This window comes from Paenibacillus sp. GCM10027626 (assembly GCF_042676285.1).
Lineage (GTDB): Bacteria > Bacillota > Bacilli > Paenibacillales > Paenibacillaceae > Paenibacillus_Z.
This window is the reverse complement of record NZ_JBHTHC010000003.1, coordinates 131,729-158,403: the sequence shown is the minus strand read 5'-3', so window position 1 is coordinate 158,403 and position 26,675 is coordinate 131,729. Positions and strand designations below refer to the sequence as shown.

20 protein-coding genes are annotated in these 26,675 nt (G+C 47.5%); 15 read left to right on the top strand and 5 right to left on the bottom strand.

Features of this window, described 5'->3' with window-relative positions:
• Nucleotides 1–59: 59 nt before the first annotated feature.
• Nucleotides 60–764 carry an ABC transporter ATP-binding protein gene (locus ACFQ0N_RS07860; protein WP_379324593.1) on the top strand — a complete coding sequence of 235 codons (705 nt, stop codon included), beginning with the start codon at nucleotides 60–62 and terminating at the stop codon, nucleotides 762–764.
• A gap of 2 nt (nucleotides 765–766) precedes the next feature.
• Nucleotides 767–3,091 carry an ABC transporter permease gene (locus ACFQ0N_RS07855; protein WP_379325381.1) on the top strand — a complete coding sequence of 775 codons (2,325 nt, stop codon included), beginning with the start codon at nucleotides 767–769 and terminating at the stop codon, nucleotides 3,089–3,091.
• A gap of 66 nt (nucleotides 3,092–3,157) precedes the next feature.
• Here the strand turns inward: ACFQ0N_RS07855 and ACFQ0N_RS07850 are convergent, their stop codons facing one another.
• Together ACFQ0N_RS07850 and ACFQ0N_RS07845 are read right to left on the bottom strand one after the other, a co-directional pair.
• The gene (locus ACFQ0N_RS07850; RefSeq protein ID WP_379324591.1) at nucleotides 3,158–4,213 is read right to left on the bottom strand and encodes a DUF6786 family protein; all 1,056 of its coding nucleotides are present in this window, start codon (nucleotides 4,211–4,213) and stop codon (nucleotides 3,158–3,160) included.
• Between the two features lies 1 nt (nucleotide 4,214).
• Nucleotides 4,215–4,898, bottom strand: coding sequence for a GntR family transcriptional regulator (locus ACFQ0N_RS07845; RefSeq protein WP_379324589.1), 684 nt, complete (start codon nucleotides 4,896–4,898; stop codon nucleotides 4,215–4,217).
• Nucleotides 4,899–5,082: 184 nt separating this feature from the next.
• Between ACFQ0N_RS07845 and ACFQ0N_RS07840 the strand changes: the two genes are divergently transcribed.
• The 13 genes from ACFQ0N_RS07840 to ACFQ0N_RS07780 all read left to right on the top strand — a co-directional run bounded on the left by ACFQ0N_RS07840 (nucleotide 5,083) and on the right by ACFQ0N_RS07780 (nucleotide 23,018).
• Nucleotides 5,083–5,790 carry a PIG-L deacetylase family protein gene (locus ACFQ0N_RS07840; RefSeq protein ID WP_379324587.1) on the top strand — a complete coding sequence of 236 codons (708 nt, stop codon included), beginning with the start codon at nucleotides 5,083–5,085 and terminating at the stop codon, nucleotides 5,788–5,790.
• Between the two features lie 26 nt (nucleotides 5,791–5,816).
• A complete protein-coding gene (locus tag ACFQ0N_RS07835) occupies nucleotides 5,817–6,593 on the top strand; it encodes an SDR family NAD(P)-dependent oxidoreductase (protein WP_379324584.1) in 777 nt (258 codons plus the stop codon).
• A complete protein-coding gene (locus tag ACFQ0N_RS07830; protein ID WP_379324582.1) occupies nucleotides 6,571–7,797 on the top strand; it encodes a mandelate racemase/muconate lactonizing enzyme family protein in 1,227 nt (408 codons plus the stop codon). The genes ACFQ0N_RS07835 and ACFQ0N_RS07830 overlap by 23 nt, the downstream gene beginning before the upstream one ends.
• 82 nt (nucleotides 7,798–7,879) lie before the next feature.
• Nucleotides 7,880–10,522, top strand: a complete 2,643-nt coding sequence (locus ACFQ0N_RS07825; RefSeq protein WP_379324580.1) for a glucosidase family protein — start codon at nucleotides 7,880–7,882, stop codon at nucleotides 10,520–10,522.
• A gap of 770 nt (nucleotides 10,523–11,292) precedes the next feature.
• On the top strand, nucleotides 11,293–13,524 hold the full coding sequence (locus ACFQ0N_RS07820; RefSeq protein ID WP_379324578.1) for a hypothetical protein: 2,232 nt from the start codon (nucleotides 11,293–11,295) through the stop codon (nucleotides 13,522–13,524).
• A gap of 26 nt (nucleotides 13,525–13,550) precedes the next feature.
• Nucleotides 13,551–14,720, top strand: a complete 1,170-nt coding sequence (locus tag ACFQ0N_RS07815; RefSeq protein ID WP_379324576.1) for a HEAT repeat domain-containing protein — start codon at nucleotides 13,551–13,553, stop codon at nucleotides 14,718–14,720.
• A 68-nt stretch (nucleotides 14,721–14,788) separates the two neighbouring features.
• A complete protein-coding gene (locus ACFQ0N_RS07810; protein ID WP_379325379.1) occupies nucleotides 14,789–16,189 on the top strand; it encodes a glycosyltransferase family 2 protein in 1,401 nt (466 codons plus the stop codon).
• 32 nt (nucleotides 16,190–16,221) lie between these two features.
• The gene (locus tag ACFQ0N_RS07805) at nucleotides 16,222–17,022 is read left to right on the top strand and encodes a response regulator transcription factor (protein ID WP_379324574.1); all 801 of its coding nucleotides are present in this window, start codon (nucleotides 16,222–16,224) and stop codon (nucleotides 17,020–17,022) included.
• A 67-nt stretch (nucleotides 17,023–17,089) separates the two neighbouring features.
• Nucleotides 17,090–18,442: a nucleotide sugar dehydrogenase gene (locus ACFQ0N_RS07800; RefSeq protein WP_379324572.1), complete on the top strand. Its 1,353-nt coding sequence runs from the start codon at nucleotides 17,090–17,092 to the stop codon at nucleotides 18,440–18,442.
• Entirely contained in the window at nucleotides 18,429–19,346 is a 918-nt protein-coding gene (locus ACFQ0N_RS07795) for an SGNH/GDSL hydrolase family protein (protein ID WP_379324569.1), read from the top strand. The genes ACFQ0N_RS07800 and ACFQ0N_RS07795 overlap by 14 nt, the downstream gene beginning before the upstream one ends.
• Nucleotides 19,347–19,375: 29 nt before the next feature.
• A complete protein-coding gene (glmM, locus tag ACFQ0N_RS07790; RefSeq protein ID WP_379324567.1) occupies nucleotides 19,376–20,734 on the top strand; it encodes a phosphoglucosamine mutase in 1,359 nt (452 codons plus the stop codon).
• A 77-nt stretch (nucleotides 20,735–20,811) separates the two neighbouring features.
• Nucleotides 20,812–21,693 carry a hypothetical protein gene (locus ACFQ0N_RS07785; protein WP_379324565.1) on the top strand — a complete coding sequence of 294 codons (882 nt, stop codon included), beginning with the start codon at nucleotides 20,812–20,814 and terminating at the stop codon, nucleotides 21,691–21,693.
• Between the two features lie 83 nt (nucleotides 21,694–21,776).
• A complete protein-coding gene (locus tag ACFQ0N_RS07780) occupies nucleotides 21,777–23,018 on the top strand; it encodes a copper amine oxidase N-terminal domain-containing protein (RefSeq protein ID WP_379324563.1) in 1,242 nt (413 codons plus the stop codon).
• 227 nt (nucleotides 23,019–23,245) lie between these two features.
• Here ACFQ0N_RS07780 and ACFQ0N_RS07775 read toward each other — a convergent pair whose 3' ends face one another.
• From ACFQ0N_RS07775 to ACFQ0N_RS07765, 3 genes are all read right to left on the bottom strand, one after another.
• Nucleotides 23,246–24,121 (bottom strand): RNA polymerase sigma-70 factor, encoded by an 876-nt coding sequence (locus ACFQ0N_RS07775; protein ID WP_379324561.1) that lies wholly within the window; start codon nucleotides 24,119–24,121, stop codon nucleotides 23,246–23,248.
• Complete coding sequence (locus ACFQ0N_RS07770; protein ID WP_379324559.1) at nucleotides 24,099–25,418, bottom strand: phytoene desaturase family protein; 1,320 nt, start codon at nucleotides 25,416–25,418, stop codon at nucleotides 24,099–24,101. The genes ACFQ0N_RS07775 and ACFQ0N_RS07770 overlap by 23 nt, the downstream gene beginning before the upstream one ends.
• Before the next feature lie 285 nt (nucleotides 25,419–25,703).
• Nucleotides 25,704–26,630, bottom strand: a complete 927-nt coding sequence (locus tag ACFQ0N_RS07765; RefSeq protein WP_379324557.1) for a helix-turn-helix transcriptional regulator — start codon at nucleotides 26,628–26,630, stop codon at nucleotides 25,704–25,706.
• Between the last annotated feature and the right edge of the window lie 45 nt (nucleotides 26,631–26,675).

Here is a 26,675-nt window from a genome sequence, read left to right as displayed (position 1 = left end):
TTTCATTTGGTATATTATGGAGAGTAGCACAGAATAGACGATACAAGGGGATGTCATAAGTGAAAAAGTTAATCGAATTCAGAAAAGTAACGAAAGAATACAAAATAGGAGAAGTGCAAATCAAGGCCCTGGATGGAGTTGATTTTTCCATATCAGAGGGAGAATTCGTCGTTATTTTGGGCGCAAGCGGCGCAGGTAAAAGTACGATTTTGAATATACTTGGCGGTATGGATACAGCTACCTCAGGTCAAGTGTTGGTTGGTGATCAAGAAATAACTAGATTGGGCGAAAAGAAATTAACCGCCTATCGCGGAGAGAAAGTTGGCTTTGTATTTCAATTCTATAACTTGATTCCGAATTTAAACGCGCTGGAAAATGTTGAATTTGCCACTGAAGTATGTAAAGACCATCTGGATGCTGAAGATATTTTACATAAAGTCGGATTAACGAATCGTTTGAAAAACTTCCCTTCCCAGCTCTCTGGAGGAGAACAGCAAAGAGTGGCAATAGCTAGAGCTGTCGCCAAAAATCCTTTGCTGCTGCTGTGCGATGAACCAACTGGAGCTTTGGATTATGTTACAGGCAAGTCCGTCTTGAAGCTGCTTCAGGATTTGAACAGGGAAACGAGAAAGTGCGTCGTTTTGGTCACCCATAATTCCGCAATCGCTCCTATGGCCGATAAAATTATTAAGGTTAAGAGCGGAATGGTCGAAAGCGTTACGATTAATGATGAAAAACAAAGCGTCGAAGGGATCGAGTGGTAATGATGAAATTATTGTTGAAGTTGTTAAGGGACATTAAACAATCTCCCATACAATTTATAGCTTTAGCTTTGATTATCGCAGTTGGCGCTTTTTTCTATTCGGGACTGAATAGCTATAGCAATAAGCATCGTGCGTATACGGAGGCTTATTTTAAAGAACATCATTTAAGCGACTTAAATGTATTTTACGGTCAAATTTCCAAGGATGATGTGGCTGGTTTAAGTGCCATTGAAGGGATCAACAAAATAGAAGGGCGCTATACCTTTGATGCGGAGCAATCCTTTGCAGATTATAAAGCTTCATTAAAAATTCATTCGATCCCTGCGAACAATGAAATCAATACGCCTACGATAATTGAGGGCAGTATCCCGTCAAAAAAGGATGAGATCTTATTAGATTCCCATTATGCCAACGAAAATCATTATCAGGTTGGTGATCAAATAAGTATAAATACAAATGGAAGAGATGTTAAGTTCACCGTTAGCGGCTTGGGTGAGAATGTTGAATATGTAAAAAAGAACGCCACTCAAGACCATAAAAACTACGGGGTCGCTTATATTGCCGAAGAGGCTATCCCTGTGATCTCAGACAGCTTTCACTATAATGAACTTATCATTGATGCTAAAGAAGGATATGATATTGATAAATTAGGCAAATCAATCGAAGAACAATCCAAACAACTTCCTTATTTAGACCAAGTAAGTAAAGAACGGTCTTACGGTTATTCGCAAATTAGTCAAACGATTTATAATAATAATATGATGAGTAAGGTTATACCTCTAGTCCTCTTTTTGATTTCGGCTATCATCCTGTTTCTTACCATGTCGAGGACGATCGATTCTGAGCGAACTCAAGTAGGCATTATGAAGGCTTTGGGTGTAAAGAACAGAAACATTATGCTTCATTACATGGGATACCCAGTGCTGGTAAGTATAGCAGGCTCAATCATAGGCTGTGCCATTGCCGCTGCTGTATTTATTCCGCTAGTCACTGCATCGAGTGCAAAGTCCTACTCTCTGCCTGGCATTACATTTTCACTTGCTTGGTTTTCGATCATACCGCCCATCATCTTTTCCAGCGCTTTTGGACTCCTGTCCGTATACTTAAGCGGCAGAACCATATTAAAAGAACGCGCGGCTCAGGCAATGCGTCCTAAACCGCCAAAGAAGATGAAAAAGCTGCTCATAGAAAGAGTTCCGGGTATTTGGAATCGCATTTCCTACAGCTACAAACTCATTTTGAGAAATATATTTTTAAATAAACAAAAAGCTTTAGCGAGCTCCATTGGCGTTGTTGTAAGCACGGTTTTATTGATAACTGCTTTGAGTACGCAATCGGCTTTGCTAAAAATAGCGAACCAAACTGAGGATGTTTATACCTATGATCTACGAGTAGATTATAAAATCGGAGCATCTTCCGATACGCTGCAATTACCCACCGGCATTAAAAATAGTTATTTGTTATCCACCTTTCCTGTTGAACTCATAAAAGGGGATGAAAAAGAAAATGCCACTTTAGTTGCGACTGAAAAAGAAAACAACCTCATTCATTTCTTTGACGAAAATGACAATAGAATATCTTTGGAAAATAACGGTGTGCTGGTACCCGAATCTTACGCTGACCACTATCATATTTCAAAAGGGGATATCATCCAAATAAAGTTCACAACACCAGAGCTTAAAAATAAATCTGTGGATATGAAGGTTCTAAATATATCTAACCAATATACGAACCCGTCATTTTATATCACACCAGCCTATTTGCAGAGCTTTGGCATCGACTACAGTCCAGCCTCGCTTTTGGTTGAAGCGGGTAACGCTGCAGATCTTACAAGCGTTCGTAACTTCTTTGAACAGGATCAACATGTAGATACAATTGCAGACAAGACTGACCTGAAGAAATCAGCGCAATATATTTTGAAGCAAAACAGTTTTATGTTTATTATGTTTATCATTTGTGCCGTCATACTCTCCTTTGGCGCCATCTATACGATATCTTCCATAAACATTTATGAAAGAAACCGTGAGCTTGCAACACTTAAGGTATTAGGCTATCAGAAAAATAAAATAAACAGACTTATCTTTTTTGAAAACATCATCCTAACCGCATTTGCGGTCATTGTAGCGTTACCGGTCAGCGGTTATTTTTATGCACTTGTTGTCAAGGCGCTGTCCAGCACCCATCAACAAATCCCGAACAATTTAAACATTTTTATTATGCTGGTATCTGTTCTTCTTGCATTCTTGCTTACCATTCTGTCTAACTTACTTCTTAGAAGAAAAGTAACCAAAATAAATATGATTGAATCATTAAAGAGTGTAGAATAGAACTTTTAAAGAGAGCAGAGGCATGATTGCAGGAATGCTGCAGCATAAATGAGTACAGTTTCTAATTCAGTATGGACGAAGTCCTAGTAAATCTTGCGCGATTTTTTCTACCTCCTGCGCGGGCCCGACGAAATAGTAGACTTGAGAGACGTCTTCCGAAAGCCCTGGCGCTTCGAGCGCGAGAGCAGGTGTATGGTATTCGAGCTCGGCGAAATTCCCCAAGCTGCCCCCGTCGAAAAAGAATTGCATGCACGACCCCCGGTATCGGGGATTATCCGGAGGATAATCCGGATAGACGGCGGAGGGGCGTACGCTGAACTGGCGAATGACGAGGCTGCTTCTGTTATCGTCCAGACGGCGCGCGTATCCGAATCTGCCCGTGGATGAGAGGGCGTCGACCGAAAGTTTGAAACTATAGGAGCCTTCGCACGGAATGCGAAATCCGTGCGGCAGAGGCTCCGTCTTCACGCTTTCCGTCGAGGCGAACATCTTCAGGGGAGTTACGGAACCGTACGTCGGGACGAGAATTTTTCCCCCGGGCGGCACTTGCATGATGCTCCAAAGATTGCAGTATCCGGCAAGGGAGGCGGACACTTCGGCAGGATCGGGACTCGAATCGCCAGGAGTCAGCTTCAGGCGCGTATGAACTTCGTATCCGATATAGAAAACGGCCGGGTTTCCCGGATTGGCCGAAGAGGAATTCATGGCGTAAGGATTCGGCGCGAGCTCGAACCGTTTCTCCAGCTCCAGATCGATCGGCCGGCGGGACGGATGGTGAATCAGCTGGCAGGCCATATTCGCGACGACGCGGGAAGGGGAAGGCCGAGAAAGCTTCCAATCGCCCGGATCGAGCTGCGAAGGAACCTCGTATTCGCCAGAATCGTTCGCGAAAAACGCCTCTTCCGGGCTAATCCACGTCCGATCGCCTCCCGTGTTCCAAGGATTGTCCGGCTGAGGGACGCTGCCGGCGTACCAGAAGGCGGAGTCGTCTTCATCGGACGCCCATAACGCCAGCGCCCGCGCGCCTTGCTCCCGAATCAGCAGGCCCCCGCCCCGGCCGTTAGCGAGGAGCTCGTGAGAATGGCCGGACGAGGGAAGTTGGTCCAACAGGGACGCCTTCATCTTAGTCTTCCTTTCTCTCCGCTTCGTCCATGAAGCAGAGCAGGCAATCTTTGTCTTGGATATGCTGCGTCCATAGCATCTCGATCTCCTCTTCTTTTCCGCCGCGTAGCGCGGACAACAAAGCGGCGTGATCGTCGGCGACTTTCCCAAGATCGTCGAACCGGCTCGTATTCTTGATAAAATGCAGACGCAAACGGTTCACGATGCCCGACCAGATTTGAAGCGTATAGGAGGAGTCATCCAGGGAAAGCACTTGCTCGTGAAACTGGATGTCTTCCTCGACCAACGCGGACAAATCCCCTCCATCCGCGAACTCCCTCATCCTGGCCACGATTTGTTCCAGCTTGTCATAGAATGATTCATCACGTTTGGCTAAGCTATGCCGCAAGGCGAACAGCTCCAGTTTCAACCGGATCGGAATCAGCAGCTCGGCCACTTCCTCCTTGCGAACGTCCGCGACGGTCGTTTCCCGGTAGGGAGAACTGACGACGAGTCCCAGCGCCTCCAAATCCCGCAATGCTTCGCGTATAGGTCCTCTGCTGACCGACATTTGCTTGGAAATGTCCAGTTCCTTCAGTTTGTCCCCCGGTTTTAAATGTCCCTTGATAATCGCGTTCCGAATATCGTTCATCACCCGCTGGCGCAGGGAAAGGTTTTCTTGACTCTTGAATTGAAAGGTCTCCATCGCGAGATCTCCTTTTTCGATGGCGTTGCCGTCCATTCGAAGCTTAATGGTTTTATCGTCATTATAGTGCAACTCGACATGTTAATCAACAAACGATTCTTAAAGATCGATTGTTGACAATTTTCAATATCGAATGTATGATGGGTTCAAATGGGATTGGAAAAAAGAGGAGGCAAGAAACATCATGAACGTTCTGGCAATATGCGCACATCCGGACGATGCCGAAATTTGGGCTGGAGGAACGCTGGCGAAATACGCCGCTCGGGGAGACCGCGTGACGATCGCCATCGCGACGAACGGAGAAGTCGGTTCGCCGACGTTGCCGAAAGCGGAAATCGCGGAAGTCCGCCGCCAAGAGGCGCTTGCCGCCGCGAAGCTTATCGGAGCGGATTTGATCTGGATGGGCTATCCGGACGAGTTTCTGTTCGACACGGAAGGGACGAGGCTCGCTTTCATCGAAGCTATGCGTGTCAGCCAGGCTGAGGTGGTCATTACACACTGGCCGGACGATCTCTACAATCCCGATCATACGATCACCGGCCGGATCACCAACGACGTGGCCATCATGACCACCGTGCCCAATATCGTAACGGCCAGTCCTAAGCTCGACAAGATTCCGATCGTCTATTTTATGGACAGCGTCGCGGGTCTGGGGTTTCAGCCGGAGGAATACGTGGATATTACGGATACGTTCGAGACGAAGAAAAAAATGCTGGCCGAGCATGTCAGCCAAGTCGGGGACTGGCTGCAGGAGCAATACGGCTCCAACGCGATGGAGATGATCGAAGTGACATCCCGTTTCCGCGGCATCCAAAGCGGGGTGCGCTATGCGGAGGGCTTCATCCGGGCCAAGGCTTATCCGCGCAATATTACCGGGACTTTGCTTCCCTGATTCTATCCGAATAGGAGCGAATGAAAATGAAGCGATTCAATAACCGGACGGTCGTCATCACGGGAGGAGCGACAGGAATCGGCCTCGCGACCGCCAAGCTGTTCGCAGCCGAAGGAGCGAACGTGCTGATCGCTGGGCGCAACGTCTTCAACGGGGAGCAAGCCTTGAACGAACTGCGGGAGATCGGCGGCCATCCGCTATTCGTTAGAACCGACGTCTCCAACGAAGAGGACGTTAAACGCATGATTGAAGCCGCTGTCGAACATACCGGCCGGGTAGACGTCCTGGTCAACAACGCGGCGATGTTTTACGAGAGCGATTTTCTGAGCGAAACGACGGACCGGTGGCGCGCGGTATTCGACACGATTATTAACGGCTCCTACTGGGGATCCAAATATGCCGCCCAAGCCATGATCGACCGAGGCATTCGCGGGGCGGTCGTGAATGTCTCCTCGATCAACGGTTATCGCGCCTTGAACCGATCGAGCCATTACAATGCAGCCAAGGGAGCACTCGATCAATTGACCCGATGCACGGCTTTAGAGCTGGCTCCGCATGGCATTCGCGTGAACGGAGTCGCTCCCGGTTTCATCGACACGGGCTTGTCTGTAGTCGGCGGCGTGAACGAGCTCGAAACGGAGTGGTTCAAGGACTATTACGTAGGGATGAGGAAAATCCCGCAGGCAAGGGCCGGACAGGTAGACGAGGTCGCTTCTGTAATCGCTTTCCTGGTTTCCGAGGCAGCCTCATACGTGCAGGGAGTCACTATCCCGGTCGACGGTGGTTTGTCGGTTACGTTTTAAGGAGGCGGCAAGATGTCGAATCAAGGAGAATGGCAGATTTACTCGCAATATTACAAGTATGAACCGAAACGGAGAGGGAATCATGAAAATTACTGAAGTGGAAGCGATACATTTAAGACTGCCCGATCTGGACGCCAAGCAATGCGACGGGACACAAGATACGCTCGTTATCCGCATTCATACCGATGAAGGCATCGTTGGCTTAGGCGAGGTCGATTCCTCCCCGCTAGTCGCCAAAGCCGTCGTGGACGCCCGCGCCTCGCACTCGATCGCGACCGGTCTCCGGAGCCTGCTGATCGAGGAAAACCCGATCGAGATCGAACGGTTGTGGGATAAGATGTATCGGGGGACGATCTATTTCGGCCGAACGGGTCCGGCGTTGCACGCGATCAGTGGCGTAGACATAGCGCTGTGGGATATTTTCGGCAAGGCCATGAACCGTCCCGTCTGCGAGATGATGGGCGGTATTTTCAACCGCAAGCTGAAAGCCTACGCGAGCGCGCTCATGCCGGAGACGATCGAAGAAGCGGCCCGAATGGCGGAGCTATACGCGAAGCAGGGCTATAAAGCGATGAAGTTCGGATGGGGGCCGATCGGCCGCGATCCTAAGTTCGACGAGGCCCAAATCAAGGCGATTCGCGAAGCTGTCGGCGACGAGATCGACGTCATGATCGATGCGGGACTCGCTTGGGATCTGAAAGGCGCGTTACGCATGGCCGACATCTACGAGAAATACGGCGTGTACTGGCTGGAAGAGCCGGTGAATTCCAACGATATCGACGGATATCGCGAGCTCGCGGACCGGGCGAGAATCTCCATCGCAGGCGGCGAGCAGGAAAGCGGCAGGATGGCGTTCCAACGGCTGCTCGACGAAGGACATCTGGACATCATTCAGCCTGATCTGGCCCGCGTGGGCGGATTGACCGAGGGAAAGAGAATCGCTTATCTGGCCTACGACCGTCATAAGAAAGTCGTTCCGCATGCCTTCAAGACGGGAATTCTGGTTGCAGCAAGCACGCACTTCGCGGCCGCGATCCCCAACGGCTTCATGATCGAATACACGATGTCGGAATCACCTTTGGCGCGGGACTTGGTTAGCCGCGAGGTGGAATTCAAGGACGGATACGTGACGGTTCCCGTCGATCGGCCGGGACTTGGCATTGAAATCGACGAAAACGTGTTGAACCGGTATCGGGTCGAATGAGGGGATCGGGGTCGAAAGGGTGGCCCAAAGTCTGGCTAAGAGTGGTTGACCAAAAATCAACAGAAAAGAGGTTGAGAAGATCATGAAAACAAACGTTGCTTTGTTATGGAAGCGGTTACCCTGCCAGGTATTCGTCGAAGCGGTAAATGGGACAGTTTTGCAAGGCCTGGTGACTGAGGGAACCGGGAGTTTCTCTTCGGGCGAATTTCGGATAACGGAGGGGAACCAGAACGGTATGGGAAGGCTGGAGCTTGAGATCGAGTCCCAAGAAGGTTACGGCCACCTTCCTGTCGTCGTTACGGTACGCACAGATATGCATGCCTTCAGCTTTTTTCTTCGGGATGTGAACACTCAATATCCGATCTATATTCCCGCATACGGCGCAGCCGCTGTTCCAGCCGAAGACGGACGAAGTTATGAGGAAATCGAAAAAGAGGTCCGCAGCCGCGGTTTGCAGAGCCAATATCAGCGAATAAACTCGGAGCCTGAAGAAAGTTACGAACAGGCCGCAGCACATACGAGGGAATTACCCGGCCAAACCTGGCTTGGTCTGTCGCGCGATATGCGGATTTTTGGTGTCGGATTTCGCGGAGTCGGCGGGGAAGAGCTGTACTGGGACTGGGTTCAGCCAAGGTTCCACGGTTCTGAAACACCGCTGCCCGAGAACAAGGACGAGCCTGTTAAATACCGCTTCCTCCTCGGGCGCGGTATCGGCTGCACCGAACAGATTGAACGAAGATTGGAACAAGGGGTTCTGCCAATTTTACATGCCGCGTTGACCGACGATGATATTACGTACCACACCACTTCATTCGTGTCCTATGAGCGCAGCGAATTGAATGAGCACACGCTTCGGGGAACGCATTATTTGGTTGCGGACGGATACGGCTTCGGACATATGCTGACGCCGGAACAGACGAAAGAGCGTGACGCACTGCTGCCGCAAGAGATGAACTGGGAAGAGGAGACGGTGCTTTATTTCCGGGCTGAAGCCGTTAACATGGGGAGCGTGCCGCGTTATGCCTGGTTCAAAAATATTGTGCCGAACGCTTTTGTCTTGAATAACGACAACCATTATGCTTTTGACGGCAGTACTGGGTTTGTCGCATTTTCCGAGGACCGTGTCTGCAGCGTATCCAAGATGAATGGCAAACCTTTGTCACAAGAGGAATCCGCGATATTGATTCATCCGGGCGAGTCAGCCGTGTTCGAGTTTTTCCTGCCGCATCGCCCCATTAGTCGCGATCGGGCGGAACGTCTGTTGGAGCAAAGCTTCGAAAAGAGGCTGGAGGAATGCCGGGCTTTCTGGAATCGCAAGCTCGATAACGCTTCCCGCTTCCGGTTGCCGGAAAAGCGACTGGACGAGATGGTGAGAGCGGGGCTGCTTCATCTGGATATAGTCGCTTACGGGCTGGAGCCAGAAGGAACGATTGTTCCGACAATCGGCGCTTATACAGCTATCGGATCCGAAAGCTCTCCCATCATTCAGTTTATGGATTCTGTCGGTTGGAACGACGTGGCGAGAAGATCTTTGATGTTTTTTCTCGATAAGCAGCATGAGAATGGGTTTATACAAAATTTCGGCGGTTACATGCTCGAGACGGGTGCAGCTCTTTGGTGCATCGGAGAGCATTACCGATACACCAAGGATGAAGCATGGATCGCGCAAATCAAGCCTCGCCTTGTCAAAGCGTACGAATACATTGCTTCTTGGATCGGCAGAAATCTCCGGGAGGAGCTTAGAGGCAAAGGTTACGGCATGCTCGAAGGAAAAACCGCCGATCCGGAAGATCCGTTCCACTCGTTTATGCTGAACGGTTACGCCTATATTGGATTAAGCAGGTTAGCGGAGATTCTGGCTGATTCTGATCCGGCGCTGTCTGCTAATATTCGATCACAAGCCGAAGAACTCAAGGGAAATATCCGAACTGAGTTTCACGGTTCAATCGCCCGTTCACCTGTTGTGCCTCTCGGCGACGGCAGTTGGGTACCCACTGCGCCGCCATGGGTGGAGTATCGCGGTCCGGTATCGCTGTATGCCGAGGGCGGCAAGTGGCTGACCCACGGTTCGGCTGTTGCCCGCGACTCGCTCCTTGGACCGCTTTACCTTGTGTTTCAAGAAGTAATTGCGGCAGACGAGATTGAAACGGAATTTATGCTATCTTTTCACGGCGAGCTGATGTGTTCCCGTAACGTCGCGTTCAGCCAACCATATTACAGCATTCATCCATGGGTCCATCTGAAGCGCGGTGAAGTCAAACCATTCCTGAAAGCCTACTATAACGGATTTTCTGGACTTGCGGATCGCGAAACTTACTCGTTCTGGGAGCACTTCTGGCACGCCAGTCCTCATAAAACGCACGAAGAAGGTTGGTTCTTAATGCAGACGCGCTGGATGCTCTACATGGAAGAAGGCAACCGGCTTAAGCTGCTGCCGGGCATTCCAAGAGCGTGGCTTGAGGACGGCAAAACGATCGAACTGCAGGAAGCGGCATCCTACTTCGGTCCGATTACGTTGCAGGTGGAATCTTTATTAGAGAAAGGGGTGATCAAGGCTAAGGTTGTATGCAGCACAAACCGCAGACCGCATACGGTATGGATTCGTCTTCCGCATCCGCAAGGCATGCATCCCAAATCCTTATCTGGCGGCAGCTATGTCAGAGAAGAAGAAGCTGTTCAAATCGAAGGTTTTACTGGTTCGGCCGAAATTGAATTGTTCTTTTAGCTTAACATCATTCAGGGTAAATCCGATGTTGGCAGCCACATACTCCAACAAATAAGCGGCGCTTCGCACCTGCAGTAAGGGGGTGGAAGTGCCTTTTCATTTTTTCATACTTCACGAGAGTCGGATGCGAAAGGCAGCTGCGCAGCATCATCAATCTTATAAGATTTGAAGGGCCACTAACGAACCTGACAAGCCTTATTCGGCTCAAAATGGGACATTGTGGGCTGTAACGAATCTACCGATCGTTATTCACCGAAAATCGGCGGCTTCCCCGCCTCTTTTCCATCAATAGCGTGTCTCAGGTTCGTTACACGCGGAGCAAGCCGATTTTTCGGCCAATAGCGTGTCTCAGGTTCGTTAGCCGGGCATCCAGACCACGATCCGCGGGCGTTTTTCTCATTGTCACTAAGTTGCAAAAATGACGGATATTTTAAGGAAAAACTAACCGGTTTCCGGGGCAGCACTAGTAAGAGATTGAGGCTGCATAAGATAGTCGCGCAAATGATAATTATTAAAGTTCTAAAAAATTATTAATGTCGGTAAGGGTTGGGTTTAGTTGAATGGGCTTGTCGCAGTATGCTACATTATTGGCAGCGCAGCATGCGGCTGGATAATGTTTTTCTTTTCATTCTTCCCCGTAGTGCGCTCCTTCTTGGAAAAATTTGTGGGCCGACGACGATTCGGTTGACCCCCTGAAATAAATCTTCATTTCGAATGGTATATATCATTGCTAGACTTACAATTAGATTACAGACATGAGGAAGAGTGCAATGAAAAAGTTATTCAAAAGCGGTTTTGTCAAATTAGGACTTGTTGTTGTAATCGTGGGCGGAGCAGTCGCTTATTGGTTGATGCCGCCTGTTGCTAAGGTAGAAAGCGCCGAAATCGGTAAAGGATTTAAGGTGAAATTTAAAACGAACGGGACTCATATTGAACAATTTCAAAACCAATCATGGAAACCTTATTTTGCCAAAGGGGTCAATATGGGAGCTGCTGTTCCCGGTCATTTCCCCGGCGAACTTGAGATTCCGAAAGATGACTATATGAGATGGTTTGAAATGATTCAAGAGATGGGTGCCAACGTCATTCGCGTGTACACCATTCTCAAACCGGAGTTTTACGAATCTTTGGTTCGATATAATGCGAAGCATCAGGATAATCCGCTCTTTTTTATTCAAGGGGTATGGAGTCCGGAAGAACAATTGATTGCAGGTCAAAACGCCTTTGATCCGAAAGTAAAACAGAAATTTGAAAAAGAGGTTCAAGAGGCTGTAGAAGCGGTGTACGGAAATATCGACCTTGAAGCCGAGGCGCATTCCGGAAAAGCCAGTGGTAATTACGTCTTTAATGCAGGGCCCTATCTCATGGGATGGATCGTCGGCACAGAATGGGATCCTGTTATGGTGAATAAAACGAATAAGAACAATCCGGGTGCAGCAGATTATAAAGGAGAACATTTCCAAAGCAAACCTGGGGCGAATCCCTTTGAAAAATGGTTGGCTGAGATGGTCGACATAACAGCCAGAACAGAAGCTAAACACGGATGGCAGCATCCGATTGCATTCTCGAATTGGGTGACCACCGACCCGCTTGAACATCCAGGTGAGCCACTGGTTGCTGAAGATATGGTCAGTGTCGATCCGACGCATATCGCAGCCGTAGATTGGGATGCAGGTTATTTTGCCTCCTATCACGTTTACCCATATTACCCCGATTTCTTTACCTTCGATAAATCGTTTCAAACGATGAAAAACGATAAAGGTGAAGTGGATAGCTACAAAACCTATCTTCACAAGCTGAAGAAATACCATAACAATATGCCGGTTATGATTACCGAGTTTGGCGTTCCTGCCTCACAAGGCATTGCCCATACAGGCATGCTGGGGCGCAATCAGGGAGGGCACGACGACAAGACACAAGGGGAAATGGATGCGGATATGTTCCGGCAAATCCACCAGGAGGGATACTCCGGCGCGATCTTGTTTACATGGCAGGACGAGTGGTTCAAGAAAACCTGGAACACGATGCACTACGACATTCCTGACCGGCGGGCTTATTGGTATAACACGATCACGAACGAATCCCATTTTGGCGTACTCGGCATGTATCCAAGTAAAGATGATGTGATTCACATTGACGGGGATGCTTCTGACTGGGACAAGCTCGATGACGGGGATAAGACTAAGCTTGATATGCAGATCGAAGGCTTTGATGAAATATGGGCCACGCATGATGAAGGATATCTATATCTCTTGGCAAAGTTATCGGAACCTTTCGAATATTCCAAAAATTTCATCTATTTCGGCTTCGATACGTTGGATGGCGGCAATCGCCATGCACCGCAGCTTCAAGGAAAGACGCTGGATGAAGGGTTGGAAACCATACTTGAACTGGGAAATAAGGATAAAGGGCAGATGATGATTGCCTCCAATTATGACTTCCATACCCGATACTATGGTAAGCTATCGAACATATTAGCTTATGATCCAAAAGAATTGCAGGACGATAGCGGAATCTTCAAGCCATGGAAATTGGTCGTCAATTATTTGCTCGAATATCCGGATTCCCGTGTCGATCATCCCTTCGGCGATATCGAAGTAGGAGACTTGCTGAGAGGAACTAGCAATCCGCAAGATTCGAACTATAATTCAAAGGCGATGTGGCAGGCAAAAGGTAATGTATTGGAAATTCGTATTCCGTGGATGCTGCTAGGGTTCAGTGACCCAAGTTCCCTCAGCGCCATTAGTTACAAAGATACGGGAATGAAAGAATTTGAATCCGTGAAAGTCGAGGGCGTTCGCATTGTTCCATGGATCGTCCGCAAGGATTCGAAAGAAGTCATCGGACTTGAAGGCAGCAACCCATATCCGGTATCAAAACTTCCGCTTTACACTTGGAAAAGGTGGGAAGATCTCGACGTCAAATATGTGGAACGGCCAAAACAAAGTTATTCGATTATGCAAAAAGCGATGCGTGAAGTGAAGCAGCCGGTATCCGAGTAAAAATGAATGAAGGAAGGATTTTATTTGTGTATATCAACATCGAAGTAGCGCTCAAATTTTTGTATGTTCTCATTATTTTGAATGTTGTATTCGCCGTCGTGGTTTATGCCATGAAAATCAAAAGGTTGAGAAGAACCAGAATTGAACGCAGGTTTGAGGTCAAAGCCAAAGATTATCTTACCTATGTCCTGGTCAATCTCGAAGGAAAAGAACCGCTGCACGCACCGCCGTTTTCATTGAACAAAGTAGAACAAGAAGTGATGCAAGAACGCTTGAATGATATGATCGAAAACTTTACCGGCACGCCTCGCGAAAAATGTATAGAGCTGTGCAAACGCTTGGGACTGGTACAATACCATCTGGACCGTTTGAAAAAAAGCTCTTATTCGGTGAAAATCGATGCGGCGTATCACTTAGGCTGCATGAGAGTGCAGGAAGCCGTTCCGCCTTTGCTCGAGCTTCTTAGGACGCATAAACTGAATTCTTCCCTCTTTGTCATCGCCCGTTCGATTGCGAAATGCGCTCGCGATGAACAGGATGTCAAAGAAATGGTGCAGATTCTGCTGAGACATAACAAAGGATTTTATGATTTGCTTGTAGATATGATTAAAGAAGCGGATATCGACCATGGGGCGCTGTTTGCCGAATTCATTCAACGGGAAAGCAATGCGTTCATACAAATCGGTTTGTGCGGATTGAAAGACTATACCGAGCCGACGGTGGCATCGGCTGTCTATCGTCTCATCGATTCCCCGGACGGAACGATTCAATATAAAGCCGTGGAAATCTATCTGAAATCTGTTCACTTTATACCTAGAAACGTCGTGCAAAAGCTGCTTCAGCATCCGATGGATGAAGTGCGAGTCCTCGCGGTGCAAGCGATCGCCGATCTGAAACTGGTTACGTATATCGATGTCATGAGAAACGCATTATTGGATGAAAGCAAGCGAGTATCCGATGCCAGTGCGAAAGGGTTATTGCTTCTGGGAGAAGAAGGAATAGCCACATTGTGCGGAGCCGCCGCAGAAGTAAGAGGGTCGGAGCATGGGAAATACCTCCAAATGCTTATTGAGGAAGAAATCAAATCGCTTTCGATACAGCTCCATGACCTTGACAAACTAACACGATATAATTCGCTAACCTACCATTACGAAAAAACGCTCGACAAGAGCAAACGAATCTATCGTGTTGTGTAGCTTATCGGTTTAGGAGGAAACAAAGCATGAGGATGCTGGATTATTACTTACAACAAGCAATGAACTTCTTGCGCGAGTTTTTATTGGGATACGGCTACTTTGCCATGTATTATGCACTCATTATTACGTTCATTTATTTCCTGATCTTCGGTCTATCGATTCGTCATACTTCCCCTCTTCAAAGGGGGATAAATTATAATCGCGTACAGAAATTATCCGGTTCTGAGCACGTACCGCCAGTGTCAATATTAGTCCCGGCGTATAACGAGGAGTTAACGATTAAAGACAATGTGCGAAATTTGTTGGCCTTGAATTATCCGGAATATGAGGTCATCGTCGTGAATGACGGCTCCAAAGACAATACAGTCAAAATTATGATCGAAGAGTTTCAACTAGAAGAAATCAAGCCTTTTGTGGCCAAACATATTAACACCGAAAGGGTAAGGGGATATTATCACAATCCTGAATATCCGAACTTGTATTTCATCGATAAAGAAAATGGCGGCAAAGCGGACTCATTGAATGCAGGGATTAACCTTTCTCACTATGCTTTGATTTCTACGATTGATGCGGATTCACTTTTGGAAAAGGATGCTCTGACAAGAATCGCCAGAGTGTATATGGAAAACCCCGAAGATACTGTGGCGGTCGGCGGAAATGTGCGAATCGTTAACAGCTGTACGGTAGAAGACGGGATGGTCAAAAACATCAAATTCCCCAAAAAATTGTGGCCTGCTCTCCAGAACGTAGAGTATATCAAAGCTTTCTTAGGGGGCCGGATCGGCTGGAGCGCCATTAACGGATTGATCATTGTATCCGGCGCCTTCGGCGTTTTTCAAAAGGATAAAGTAATTGCCGTAGGCGGTTACCGTGGCGGATACCCTGGGGAAGACATGAATATCGTCATCAAGCTGCATCGTTATTGCCTGGAGAACAAAATACCTTATAAAGTCGCTTTTTGCCCGGATGCCGTTTGTTGGACGCAGGCGCCGGATACGTACCGGATTTTAAGCAGCCAGCGGATGCGTTGGGGCCGGGGGAACTTGAAAAACATGATCGAAGAAGGCATCCATATGATCTTCCGCCCCCGTTACAAAGTGTTCGGGCTTTTAACGCTTCCTTATAACGTCATATTTGAAACGTTAAATCCTTACTTCCGATTGAGCGGTTTAATCGCCATGCTCGGTTATTGGCTGCTCAATATGGCGGATTGGAAAACAGTCGTTGTCTTTATGCTGGTGAACTTTTTCTCTTGTTTCATTCTTAGCCTAGGTGCTTTGTTTATCGAGGAAAAAGCTTTTAGCCGTTATCCTAAGCTGAGTGATCTTCATAAAATGATACTCTACTCTTTCCTCATGTTTCTCGGTTATCGTCAAGTTGGCGTTCTGTGGAGATTCTTGGGACACATCGACTTCTTCCGCAACAATAATACGTGGGGAACGATGGTTAGAACCAATTTCAATAAATAAGATCAAGTAAATAGATAAGAGGAGTGGAGAATATGGCCGTTGTGATTCGCAACAGCATTCAAGAAATCACGCTGCAGCTCTTGCAATTCATTCATTTGGCGACCAAGAAGAGCACTTCGTGCGGAGTCATTTTGGCTCCTTGCGCGAATGTGAATCAAAAAATGCTTGAGCAGGCGAAATTACTTATGAGCAAAAACGATCTATCGGTCCAATTTTTCTATGACGATCCGAATCAGGTTTTATGTACTGTTTTGGACGGTGGGACCTTGGGCAGTACCCATTATGCGTCTTTGGTCTTCAAAGATTTTCTCCAAAATCAGCATCTGCTGCAAGGGCAATTGATTGTAGCCAGCTTTCCGGAGAGCGGCAGCCCGACCGAGTCTACGATCGAGAAATTCATTCAACTGTCGATCCTGAGCAAAGGGAAGGAAGGAGACATTCACTTTTTTTCGGCGGCCAATGCTGCGACGTCCGTTCTTATTGCCGATACCGACGATATCGTTCGCGAATTCATCAAGATCCGGTTGGAGTTAAAGGGGTATCGCGTATATGAGGCCAAGGACGGACAAGAAGCTTACAATGTATTCGTTCGAGAAATGCCGGATCTCGTCATAACCGAATTGAATTTGCCTATCATCGATGGTTACCAACTCATCCGCAAGATTCAAGACAATGATGCGAATGAAGGCAAGGTGATCGTTTTGACGGACAAGCAGCTCACAGGAAACATGAGTCGCGCTTATGAGTCAGGGGCTGCCGACTACGTAACCAAGCCGCTTTCGATCGCTGAATTGGAATGGAAAATTAAGAGACTGACAAGAAGTGAGAGTTAACAAAAGACGACTTTTTAAACAACCTCAAAAAAGTAATTAAATTTTGAATTCGAGGAGCGGATACTACATGAACTACAACATTTTAAAAGAAAATCTGCAGAATAAAACGGCGAAGGTAGGCGTCGTTGGTCTGGGGTATGTAGGATTGCCGTTAGCGATGGAAATGGTAAAAGGCGGTTTTACCGTATATGGTATCGATTTGGATAACCGTAAAGTAGAGTCCCTTCTCGATGGAAAATCCTATATTCAAGATGTGCCAAGCTCAGTGGTGGCCGATGCTGTGGGCAGCGGGAAATTTGTGCCAACAACTGAGTACGAAACCATTCGGGAATTGGATACGATCAGCATTTGCGTACCGACTCCACTCAGCGAAAACCAAGATCCAGACACTTCCTTTATCGTGAGCGTTGTGAATGAGATCAAGAAATATATCAAAAAAGGAACCTTGATCGTCCTTGAAAGCACGACATATCCTGGAACGACGGAAGAATTAATTGAATTTGAGCTTGAGTCTCTGGGACTGGCGGCAGGCCGGGATTTCTTCTTATGCTTCTCACCGGAACGCGTGGACCCGGGTAATGCCAACTACAATACTTATAATACGCCCAAGGTTATTGGCGGAACGACCGAGAAATGCAAGGAACTCGGGGTAATGCTTTATACCAATGTGGTCAAAACCGTCGTTCCGGTCTCTTCTCCTAAAGTAGCGGAGATGTCCAAGCTGCTTGAAAATACGTTCCGCAGTGTCAATATCGCGTTCGTCAACGAATTGGCCATGATGTGCGATCGAATGGCAATTGACGTGTGGGAAGTCATTCGGGCTGCTTCTACGAAACCGTTCGGATTCATGTCCTTTTATCCGGGGCCGGGAATCGGCGGTCACTGCATTCCGCTGGATCCGATGTATTTGTCCTGGAAAGCAAAAGAATTCCGTTTCTATAGCAAGTTTATCGATTTGGCCCAATCCATTAACGATAATATGCCGGAATATGTGTTGAACAAAACGGCTCAAGTCTTAAATGAATATGCGAAATCCATCCGCAACTCGAAAGTATTGATATTAGGCATGTCCTATAAACCGGATATCGACGATCTGCGTGAATCTCCCGGCTTGGAAGTCTATGAATTGTTCAAAAAAAGCGGAGCGAAAGTCGAATATTACGATCCGTATGCGACTTCGTTCAAAGACGAGCATGGCCATACCGTGCATACGGTCAAATACGATCCGGATGCATTTTCCCAATACGATTGCATGGTGTTGATCACCAATCACCGCAGCTTCAGCTATCATGAGTTAGCCGAGATGGGCGTTCCGATCATTGATACGCGCAATGCTTTTGCAGATATCAAGTCGGATAACATTCACAAGCTGGGAACCGGAATCAATCAAAGAGACGCGAAAGTTCTTGTTGGTGCTTAAGCTCGTACCTCCAAGAAAGCAGACATTTGTTAAAATCATCATGATCACCTTGCTATGCTGCATGGTGATCGCAACGGTTCTTATGGTGAAATGGGGATCCGAAAAACCGCCTGTTAAAGCAACCTGGGTATGGGATACAACGACTTTGATGGAAGACAAAAGCAAAATGCTCGCTTTTGCTGAAGAGCAAGGAGTGAACGTAATCTTCCTGCACATCGACCGCGAAAAAGACTTTGAACCGTATCGGGCCTTCGTCGAGGAAGCACATGGATTAGGGATTGAAGTCGAGGCGCTCGGAGGAGATCCGGCTTGGGGATTAACTGATTATCAACAGGAAATCGAGTCTTTTATCGGATGGATTGAGGATTATCAGCGTGCTGCGGTTGAACGAGCCGCCTTTGACGGCGTCCACGTGGACATTGAACCTTATCTGCTGAAGGAATGGGAACAGGATCGTGACGATATCGTGCGCCAATGGATGGGGAATATGGAGTTTTTGGTCCAAAAGGTGAAGCAGGACGTATCCTTGCGGGTATCGGCCGATCTTCCTTTCTGGATTCATAAGATTCCTGCCCGCGATTACGGGAGCGTGGGTGCTTGGATGATCGAGCAGCTCGACCGCGTTGTGCTCATGAATTACCGGAATTTTGCCGTCGGAGAGAACGGCATTATTGCCAATGCGCTGCCGATGATTAAAGAAGGAACTCGAGCAGGGAAGCCTGTTATTATAGGTCTGGAAACGGCCCCTACAGATGAAGGGGAGCATACCACTTTTTATGGAAAGGGCATTTCCAGCTTGAATCGGCAAATGCAGCTCAGCCATTTTGTCATGCGGTGGTATAGCGGATATCAAGGCTTTTCCATCCATGACTACAAAAGCTGGAAAGAAGCCTCGGAATCGTAAGGGAATTATGAAAGGAAGGGACGATTCGGATGGGGAAATATTTTGGGACAGATGGGGTACGAGGTGTAGCAAACAGGGAGTTAAGTCCTGAATTGGTATTTCGCTTAGGCCGGTCAGGCGGATATGTACTAACTCGGAATAAGCAAGGGAAGCGCCCTAAAATTGTAATCGGACGGGATACCCGCATTTCAGGAGAAATGCTGGAAGCGGCTCTTGTTGCAGGCTTATTATCGATCGGTGCAGATGTTATACGTGTAGGCATCATCTCTACGCCAGGCGTGGCGTATTTGACGAAAGCAAGAGGAGCGGATGCAGGGGTGATGATTTCCGCTTCGCATAACCCTGTGGAGGATAACGGGATTAAATTTTTTGGAGGCGACGGATTTAAGCTGTCGGATGAAATGGAAGCGGAGATTGAAGCGCTCCTTGATACGGATGAAGATCAGATTCCTCGCCCGATTGGCGGCGATGTGGGCAGGGTACAGGATGATCCCGAAGGCGGACAAGCCTATATTTCTTATTTAAAGACCACGGTTAACAACCGGTTCGAAGGGCTCAAAGTGGTCGTGGATTGTGCCAACGGGGCGGTTTCGATGCTTGCCCCCCAGCTTTTCCGCGATTTGGGTGCCGACACGATTGTACTGGCCCATCAGCCGGACGGGTTGAATATTAACAAGGACTGCGGCTCTACGCACCCTGAAGCGGTTCAACGGGCTGTATTGGAGCATCGGGCGCATTTGGGCCTTACCTTTGACGGGGATGCGGATCGGCTCATTGCCGTCGATGAGCAGGGAACGATCGTTGATGGGGATCACATTCTCTTTATCTTGGCCGAATTCATGAAGAAGAATCAGCGGTTGAATCACAATACGGTTGTCTCTACGGTGATGAGCAACCTGGGCTTCTATAAGGCGCTGGAGAAAAACGGAGTGGAGGCCAAACAAACTAAAGTTGGAGATCGCTATGTATTGGAAGAAATGGTCCAAGGCGGATATAACCTGGGCGGGGAACAGTCCGGTCATATCGTGATGCTGGACTATAATACGACCGGAGACGGCATGCTGTGCGCGATCCAGCTGATGGATGTGATGAAGTCCGAATCCGAGTCGCTAAGCGGGCTTGCCCAATGCATGACCAAGTACCCGCAGCTTCTGGTGAATGTGCCAGTAGAGGACAAGTCGAAGCTGGCAGGGAATGAAATAATCGAAGCAGTCATCAAGTCCGTAGAGAAAAAGATGGGTGGGAGCGGAAGGGTGCTGGTTCGCCCTTCAGGGACGGAGCCGATTGTGCGCGTCATGGCAGAGGGCCCGGATGAACAAGTGCTTGCCTGCTTTGTAGATCTTATTGCCGATGTCATTAAGGAAGAATTGGTTTTCAATCTGGTTTAATCGAACTATTGAAATGAACGAAGGGGCGCGATAAGATGAGGTGAATACTGGAAGGCCGATTGGAGGAGAACAACAATATGAAGCTTTTACATCTTTCGGCAGTTTGTATGCTCATGTTTCTATCCGCTATTATGACTGGATTCTCTTCCCAGGATGATCCGCGAAGAGGGACATGGCTTTGGCAATCCTCCTTGATTGTCACCGAGCCTGATCAAATCTTATCGTTTGCCAAGGAACATGGCGTGAACCTGCTGTACCTCAAGATCGATCCAACCAAGAAAGCCTCTTATTATCAGCCGTTCATTAAAAGGGCGCGTGCTGCAGGAATCGAAATTGAAGCTTTAGGCGGAAAAGCAAGCTGGGGTTTAACGGAAAACAGGAGTCAGATTATCGAGTTGGCAGATTGGGTGATCAAGTATAACCAGACTGTCACGAATGCGGAAACCATTAGCGGCATTCATCTCGATATCGAGCCGTATACCCTTGATGCGTGGAAGAGCGATCAGCAGGAGGACGTGATCAAACAGTGGATGGGAAATGTAACGGCTTATGTTGACTACATCAAGCGCAACTCATCGCTTCAAGTGACTTGCGATATTCCTTTCTGGCTGGACAAGACGCCTGTCCCTAACGATTCGAACACTTCGATCAGCAAATGGCTCATCTCCAAGCACGACAGCGTAACTGTCATGGCATACCGGGATCATGCCGATGGATCGAATAGTATCTCAACCCTTGTTCCTCCGGTCATGACCGCAGCGGACGCATTAGGCAAAAAGGTGTTGATTGGCGTGGAAACAAAAAAGAGCAACGAAGGGGACTTCGTCACCTTCTACGAAGAAGGAAAGGCCTATATGGAGCAGGAGTTAAATAAATTACCCAAGCTAATGTCGGCCTACCCTTCGTATAATGGAGTTGCCGTTCACTCTTATGAATACTGGAAAAATCTAAGAAATTAGTTTGTCATCAGCCACCTGAATTGACGGAGAAATCGGGACCGCCAATGACGGTGGCTTTTTACTTCACTCTGAGGTGGTAGGTTATGAACAAATGGCTATTCTGTATTTTGATTATCGCCCTAAGCGCAGCTAGCTTCGTACCCGCCGCTATTCTTGCTGCTTCTGAGGTCCAAGTCGTCGTGGATGGGCAGAATGTGGTTTTCCCGGATGAACCTCCATATGCCGATCGCAAATCCAACCGTATACTGGTACCGGCAAGATTCGTATCCGAAAAACTGGGTGCAAAGGTAAAATGGAATCGAAAATTAAACCAGATAACTTTTTCGTTTAAAGATAAAACGGTCATCTTAACGCTAGGTCAAAACCATGCGCAAGTGAATGGCAAGGCGGTAACTTTCGATACGCCGGCGGTGATCAAAAATAACCGTACGATGATTCCGCTTCGATTTATCAGCGAGGTCTTTGGAGCTCAAGTGAAGTGGGATGCGAAACGCGGTGTGGCCGTCGTGACAACTTCAGCGAAAATTCCCAAAGGAACGTGGATTTGGGATGGCCGCATCATCGAAAAGGAGCAGGATAAAATTTTAAGCTTTGCAAGCGATCATAATGTGACGGCTATATACCTGCAGATTAATAGGGATATTGCGCCGAAGGTGTATAAAGATTTTATTCGCAGCGCCAAACAAAAACAAATCAGCGTCGAGGCTCTGGCTGGCCGTCCCGAATGGGCCTTTAAGACGAACCAGGAGCAAATTGATAAATTTATTGCATGGACCCTGCAATACAATGCGTCCGTTGGACTCAATGAACGCTTTGATGGCCTGCATTTTGATATTGAACCTTATCTTTTAGCTGAATGGAAAACAAAAAATAAGATGATTCTTGACAATTGGATACATAATTTGAGATTTATTGAAAAAGAAACCAAAGGAAGTGGCTTGAAGGTCACGTTGGATGTCCCTTATTGGCTGAGTAAGGTTAAGGTACCCGGTACCGAATACAGCATTAGCGCATGGTTGCTGGAGAAGTTCGACTGCCTGGTAATCATGGATTATCGCAACCACGCATTAGGGAAGAACGGGATCGTTGAAAATGCCTATGCGATGCTGCGAGAAGCATCCACGCTTAAAAAGCAATTGATCGTTGCCGTGGAAACCGCTAAAAATACAGAAAGCGACCGCACTTCGTTTTATGCCAAGAGCCCGGCTTTCATGGAGCAAGAGCTGCAAGTCGCTCATCAACAGCTTTCCAGATATAAGAGTTATGCTGGGATGGCGGTTCATGATTATGAAAGATGGGCGGCAATGGGCGGGGGACCGAGGTGATCGGTTATGCGGCATGAAGCGACTATAACAGGGTGCCGCGGCAACCAATTCGTAAAAAAGAAGTACATTCGAGTGTTTACATAACCGCTTGCTGAAGTGCTGTCCAGGTTTGCGTGGTACGAGGCAGCTGGCTATAATTAATATGGATAAAAGTCGAGCCTCCGAAACGGAGGCTCTTTGACCCAAAAGGGGCAAAGCAGAAATCTACACGTATGTCGGCTGTACCCCTACTTCATACGATTAAAATGGGACAGTTTCTCCGGATTCATCACGGTATAAATGTTAGTTAGCTGATCCTGCAAATATTGAAACGTAATCACTGCGAAAATCATCTCTCCGACGACTAACCGTATTCCCGGCATGCCATTGATTTCGCAAGTTTCATATCGAGTTTCTGCTGGAATCTCATGCGCAATACCGACGAAGTAACGAATAATTCTGTCCGAACCCATTATTGGACGGAGTGCCGCTTTTACCTTGCCGCCTCCATCCGTGTAAAGTACGGTATCCGAAGTTAAAAGTTCAATGAGCAGCCCGATATTCCCGGTCATCAACGCCTCGGCAAATCGTTCAGCTAATGCAGTTTTTCTCTCCATGACTTCCGGGCTCCGATCAGGCAATTGACCGATACCTTTCTTCGCCCGATGAAAAATTTGCCGGCAATTTGCCGTGCTTTTGTCGACGATCTCGGCAATTTCATCAAAACGATAATGAAACACTTCATGCAGCAGGAATACAATCCGTTCTGTCGCGGAGAGTTGCTGCAACAATAATATCCCTGCAGTAGAAAGGGATTCTTTCCATACCATTTCCGCGAGAGGATCGTTCTTCTGAAGTTTTCCGGTATCAACAGGCTCCGGCAACCATGGACCGACATACGCTTCTCGGTTTCTGCTCGATGATCGAATGAAATCTATGCAACGATTATGAATCGACTTGCACAAATAGGATTTGACATTGCGTACTTGCTGCGGCGGTTTCTCCTCCCACGACAGGAACACATCGTGGACAATATCTTCCGCATCTGTGATGCTTCCCAGAGTATGATACGCTAACGACAAGAGCAATGGTTTTAAATCGCTATATAACTTTCCCCTCTCCAACGCGCAGTTCTCCCCCTCTAGAACGATTGTCGGCAATGATCGCTTGAGCCGCTCGTTTGGCACTGGCAAACGACGCATCAGCCAATAGTTCTCCATGCCCCGTCCAATCTCCTGCCACATACAGTCCGTGTATTTCCGGAATCGCCGGACCGTGATAAACACCGCTTTTATCTACCGTGTTGAAATCATGGGCAACCGTTAAATTCGGCAAAAACTGCCTGGCTATCTCCTCTTTTCGCCATCCGGGTTGAACGAGATCCATTGCTTTTTCCAACTGCAACAGGTCCGCTTCAGGTTGGCTTTCATTCATTCCAAGATGTTTGATCAGGTGGATAACGACAGAGCCGACATCGCTAAGCTTCGCAACAGTAGACGGGAAGTTATAGAAGATAGGTTGATCCAGCCAAAATCCGGCAATAAAGTTGGAACCTTTATCAGGCAGACGGTGCAAAACGAGATCGAGACACGCAGCGCGGATCGGTTTTGCGGCGACTTTCCATTTGGCAATTGATGTGCTGTCCGCGTTTTTGACCAAATCGTACGCCTCATTCGGACCAGCAGTGATCACGACATGAGAAGTTTCGATCGTATCGCCGTCTGTACACCGGATACGTCGAACCGTCCCGTCATGTTCAACTTCGACGGCTTTTTTCTGCCGAATAATCGCGACGCCTGCGCGGACGGCCCGCTCTCTTAAATCGTCGACTAGCGCTCCCCATCCCCCGTCGATATAGAAAGCTTTTCCGCCAAACGTTTGCTGAAGCTGCCGCACGGCAGGACCCGCAAGATGAAGTTCAGGGTGAGGAACGAAAGAGTTTGCCCGGCTCACTGAATAAACAACGTGCCTCAGCATCGGATTCCGAATTTCCCTTTCCGCCCACTCCTTCAAACTGATCTGCCCGATCTGCTTCGGATCAATCTTGCCCAGCTTGAGCATTAGACAGGCAAGCTCCATCTTTTCCGAGAATGAAAACAGCCTGGATGTGATTAGTTCCAATGGTTTTGATGGCAACGTATAAACCCGGTTATTCCACATAGCTCCCGCCGAGGCGGGCGGGTAGGCGCCTTTCAGCTCCACACCTATTTCGCGCAAAATCTCCTCCCCTGCCCCGTCCCGATATAACGCGTGCACGCCCAAATTAAGCGTTACACCGCTTTTTTTGACGGTAAGCGCACGACCGCCAAGTTGATTTGCTTTTTCCAGTATCATTAAGGATAATCCAGCCCTTGCCAAATAAATCGATGCGGTTAAACCGGTAAGACCGCCGCCAATGATCACGGCATCATACTGTCCCATGTTGGCCACCTCACTTTTTTACGAACAAGACGTTTCCAGGGAGTAAAATGTGACACTTTCATAAGGGGGCCCGCTACATTATTGGCCGACATCAAGCATATGATTTGAAAACACCTGATGACCGCTAATCTTTTTTGACTTCGGAAGAGCTGGTCGAAATTTTATTTGAAGCAAAAAAGGCCAAAGAGGAAGTAGTGAAAGGTGAGCATGCAACGAGAATTCCCTATGCGGTTTTAGCGGCATGCGTACCTTGCTGTACAAACTTGGCCCCAACTTAAGCCGAAGCTAATGGGAGCCTTTTGAAGTATACTTCTCCACCATTTTATTCAAATAAGCTCGAAATTCTTCAACATAGGTTTTCGGCTCTACTATTTCCAGATTTGTCCCGAAGCTCGCTAAAAATTGAAAGCCAATACTGTTTTGAGGAACATAGATGGTGGCTAAGAAATATTCAGAACTGTAGTTTTCAATACTCTTTCTACCGTACCTTTCAATGAATTGATCTGTTATGCTAGGCGAAATCAACGCCTTAATAGCGACTAGTTGCGGTTGATAACTTGCTTCATGTTCTTGTTCCAATAAATCATCTCTAGGGTTAAATGTGTTTTCATCCATAATAAGATGATCGATCCTGGATAATTTAAATGTTCTATATCTCTGACGATGTAAACAGAATCCCTTCAAATACCAACTCGTTTCGCTAAAATGAAGCTGGTAGGGCTCGACAGTTCTTTTCGTCGCAGTGCCATTCTTATCTATATAATCAAATGAAACTAATCTTCTCTTTAATATGGCTTCCTGACATGTCTTCAAGATTTGACGAGTCTCAGACCGACCCTCCCAACCATAAAAAGACAGTTGAATTGAACCTTTCGAAGACAATGGGCTAACCATGGCTTCTATTTTTTTGATCGTCATTTCAACTTCTTCACTAATTAGAATTTGTTCGAATCCACTGAGCGCAGTCAATATATTCTCCAAGTCGGTGCTGCTTAAAAGACGTTTATCAACCTTGTATTCATCCATAATGCCGTAGCCGCCATTAATTCCAATGATAGAATAGATCGGGATGTTGGATAAACTCAGGGTTTCCATATCGCGAAGAATCGTTCTTTTGGAAACGTTAAATAATTGTGCGAATTCTTTGGCGGAAACGACATCCTTTTTCAGTAAGATCATAATGATAGAGATTAATCTCTCAACCTTTTCCATCGGTTCCCCTCTTTTTTCTACTTCAGTATAAAACGGTGACATACA

Coding starts and splice junctions, on each gene's coding strand:
- ACFQ0N_RS07765 (WP_379324557.1), bottom strand. CDS start 26,630: ATGGAAAAGGTTGAGAGATTAATCTCTATCATTATGATCTTACTGAAA.
- ACFQ0N_RS07850 (WP_379324591.1), bottom strand. CDS start 4,213: ATGAAGGCGTCCCTGTTGGACCAACTTCCCTCGTCCGGCCATTCTCAC.
- ACFQ0N_RS07855 (WP_379325381.1), top strand. CDS start 767: ATGAAATTATTGTTGAAGTTGTTAAGGGACATTAAACAATCTCCCATA.
- ACFQ0N_RS07840 (WP_379324587.1), top strand. CDS start 5,083: ATGAACGTTCTGGCAATATGCGCACATCCGGACGATGCCGAAATTTGG.
- ACFQ0N_RS07785 (WP_379324565.1), top strand. CDS start 20,812: ATGAAGCTTTTACATCTTTCGGCAGTTTGTATGCTCATGTTTCTATCC.
- ACFQ0N_RS07770 (WP_379324559.1), bottom strand. CDS start 25,418: ATGGGACAGTATGATGCCGTGATCATTGGCGGCGGTCTTACCGGTTTA.
- ACFQ0N_RS07825 (WP_379324580.1), top strand. CDS start 7,880: ATGAAAACAAACGTTGCTTTGTTATGGAAGCGGTTACCCTGCCAGGTA.
- ACFQ0N_RS07805 (WP_379324574.1), top strand. CDS start 16,222: ATGGCCGTTGTGATTCGCAACAGCATTCAAGAAATCACGCTGCAGCTC.
- ACFQ0N_RS07780 (WP_379324563.1), top strand. CDS start 21,777: ATGAACAAATGGCTATTCTGTATTTTGATTATCGCCCTAAGCGCAGCT.
- ACFQ0N_RS07800 (WP_379324572.1), top strand. CDS start 17,090: ATGAACTACAACATTTTAAAAGAAAATCTGCAGAATAAAACGGCGAAG.
- ACFQ0N_RS07820 (WP_379324578.1), top strand. CDS start 11,293: ATGAAAAAGTTATTCAAAAGCGGTTTTGTCAAATTAGGACTTGTTGTT.
- ACFQ0N_RS07835 (WP_379324584.1), top strand. CDS start 5,817: ATGAAGCGATTCAATAACCGGACGGTCGTCATCACGGGAGGAGCGACA.
- glmM (WP_379324567.1), top strand. CDS start 19,376: ATGGGGAAATATTTTGGGACAGATGGGGTACGAGGTGTAGCAAACAGG.
- ACFQ0N_RS07845 (WP_379324589.1), bottom strand. CDS start 4,898: ATGGAGACCTTTCAATTCAAGAGTCAAGAAAACCTTTCCCTGCGCCAG.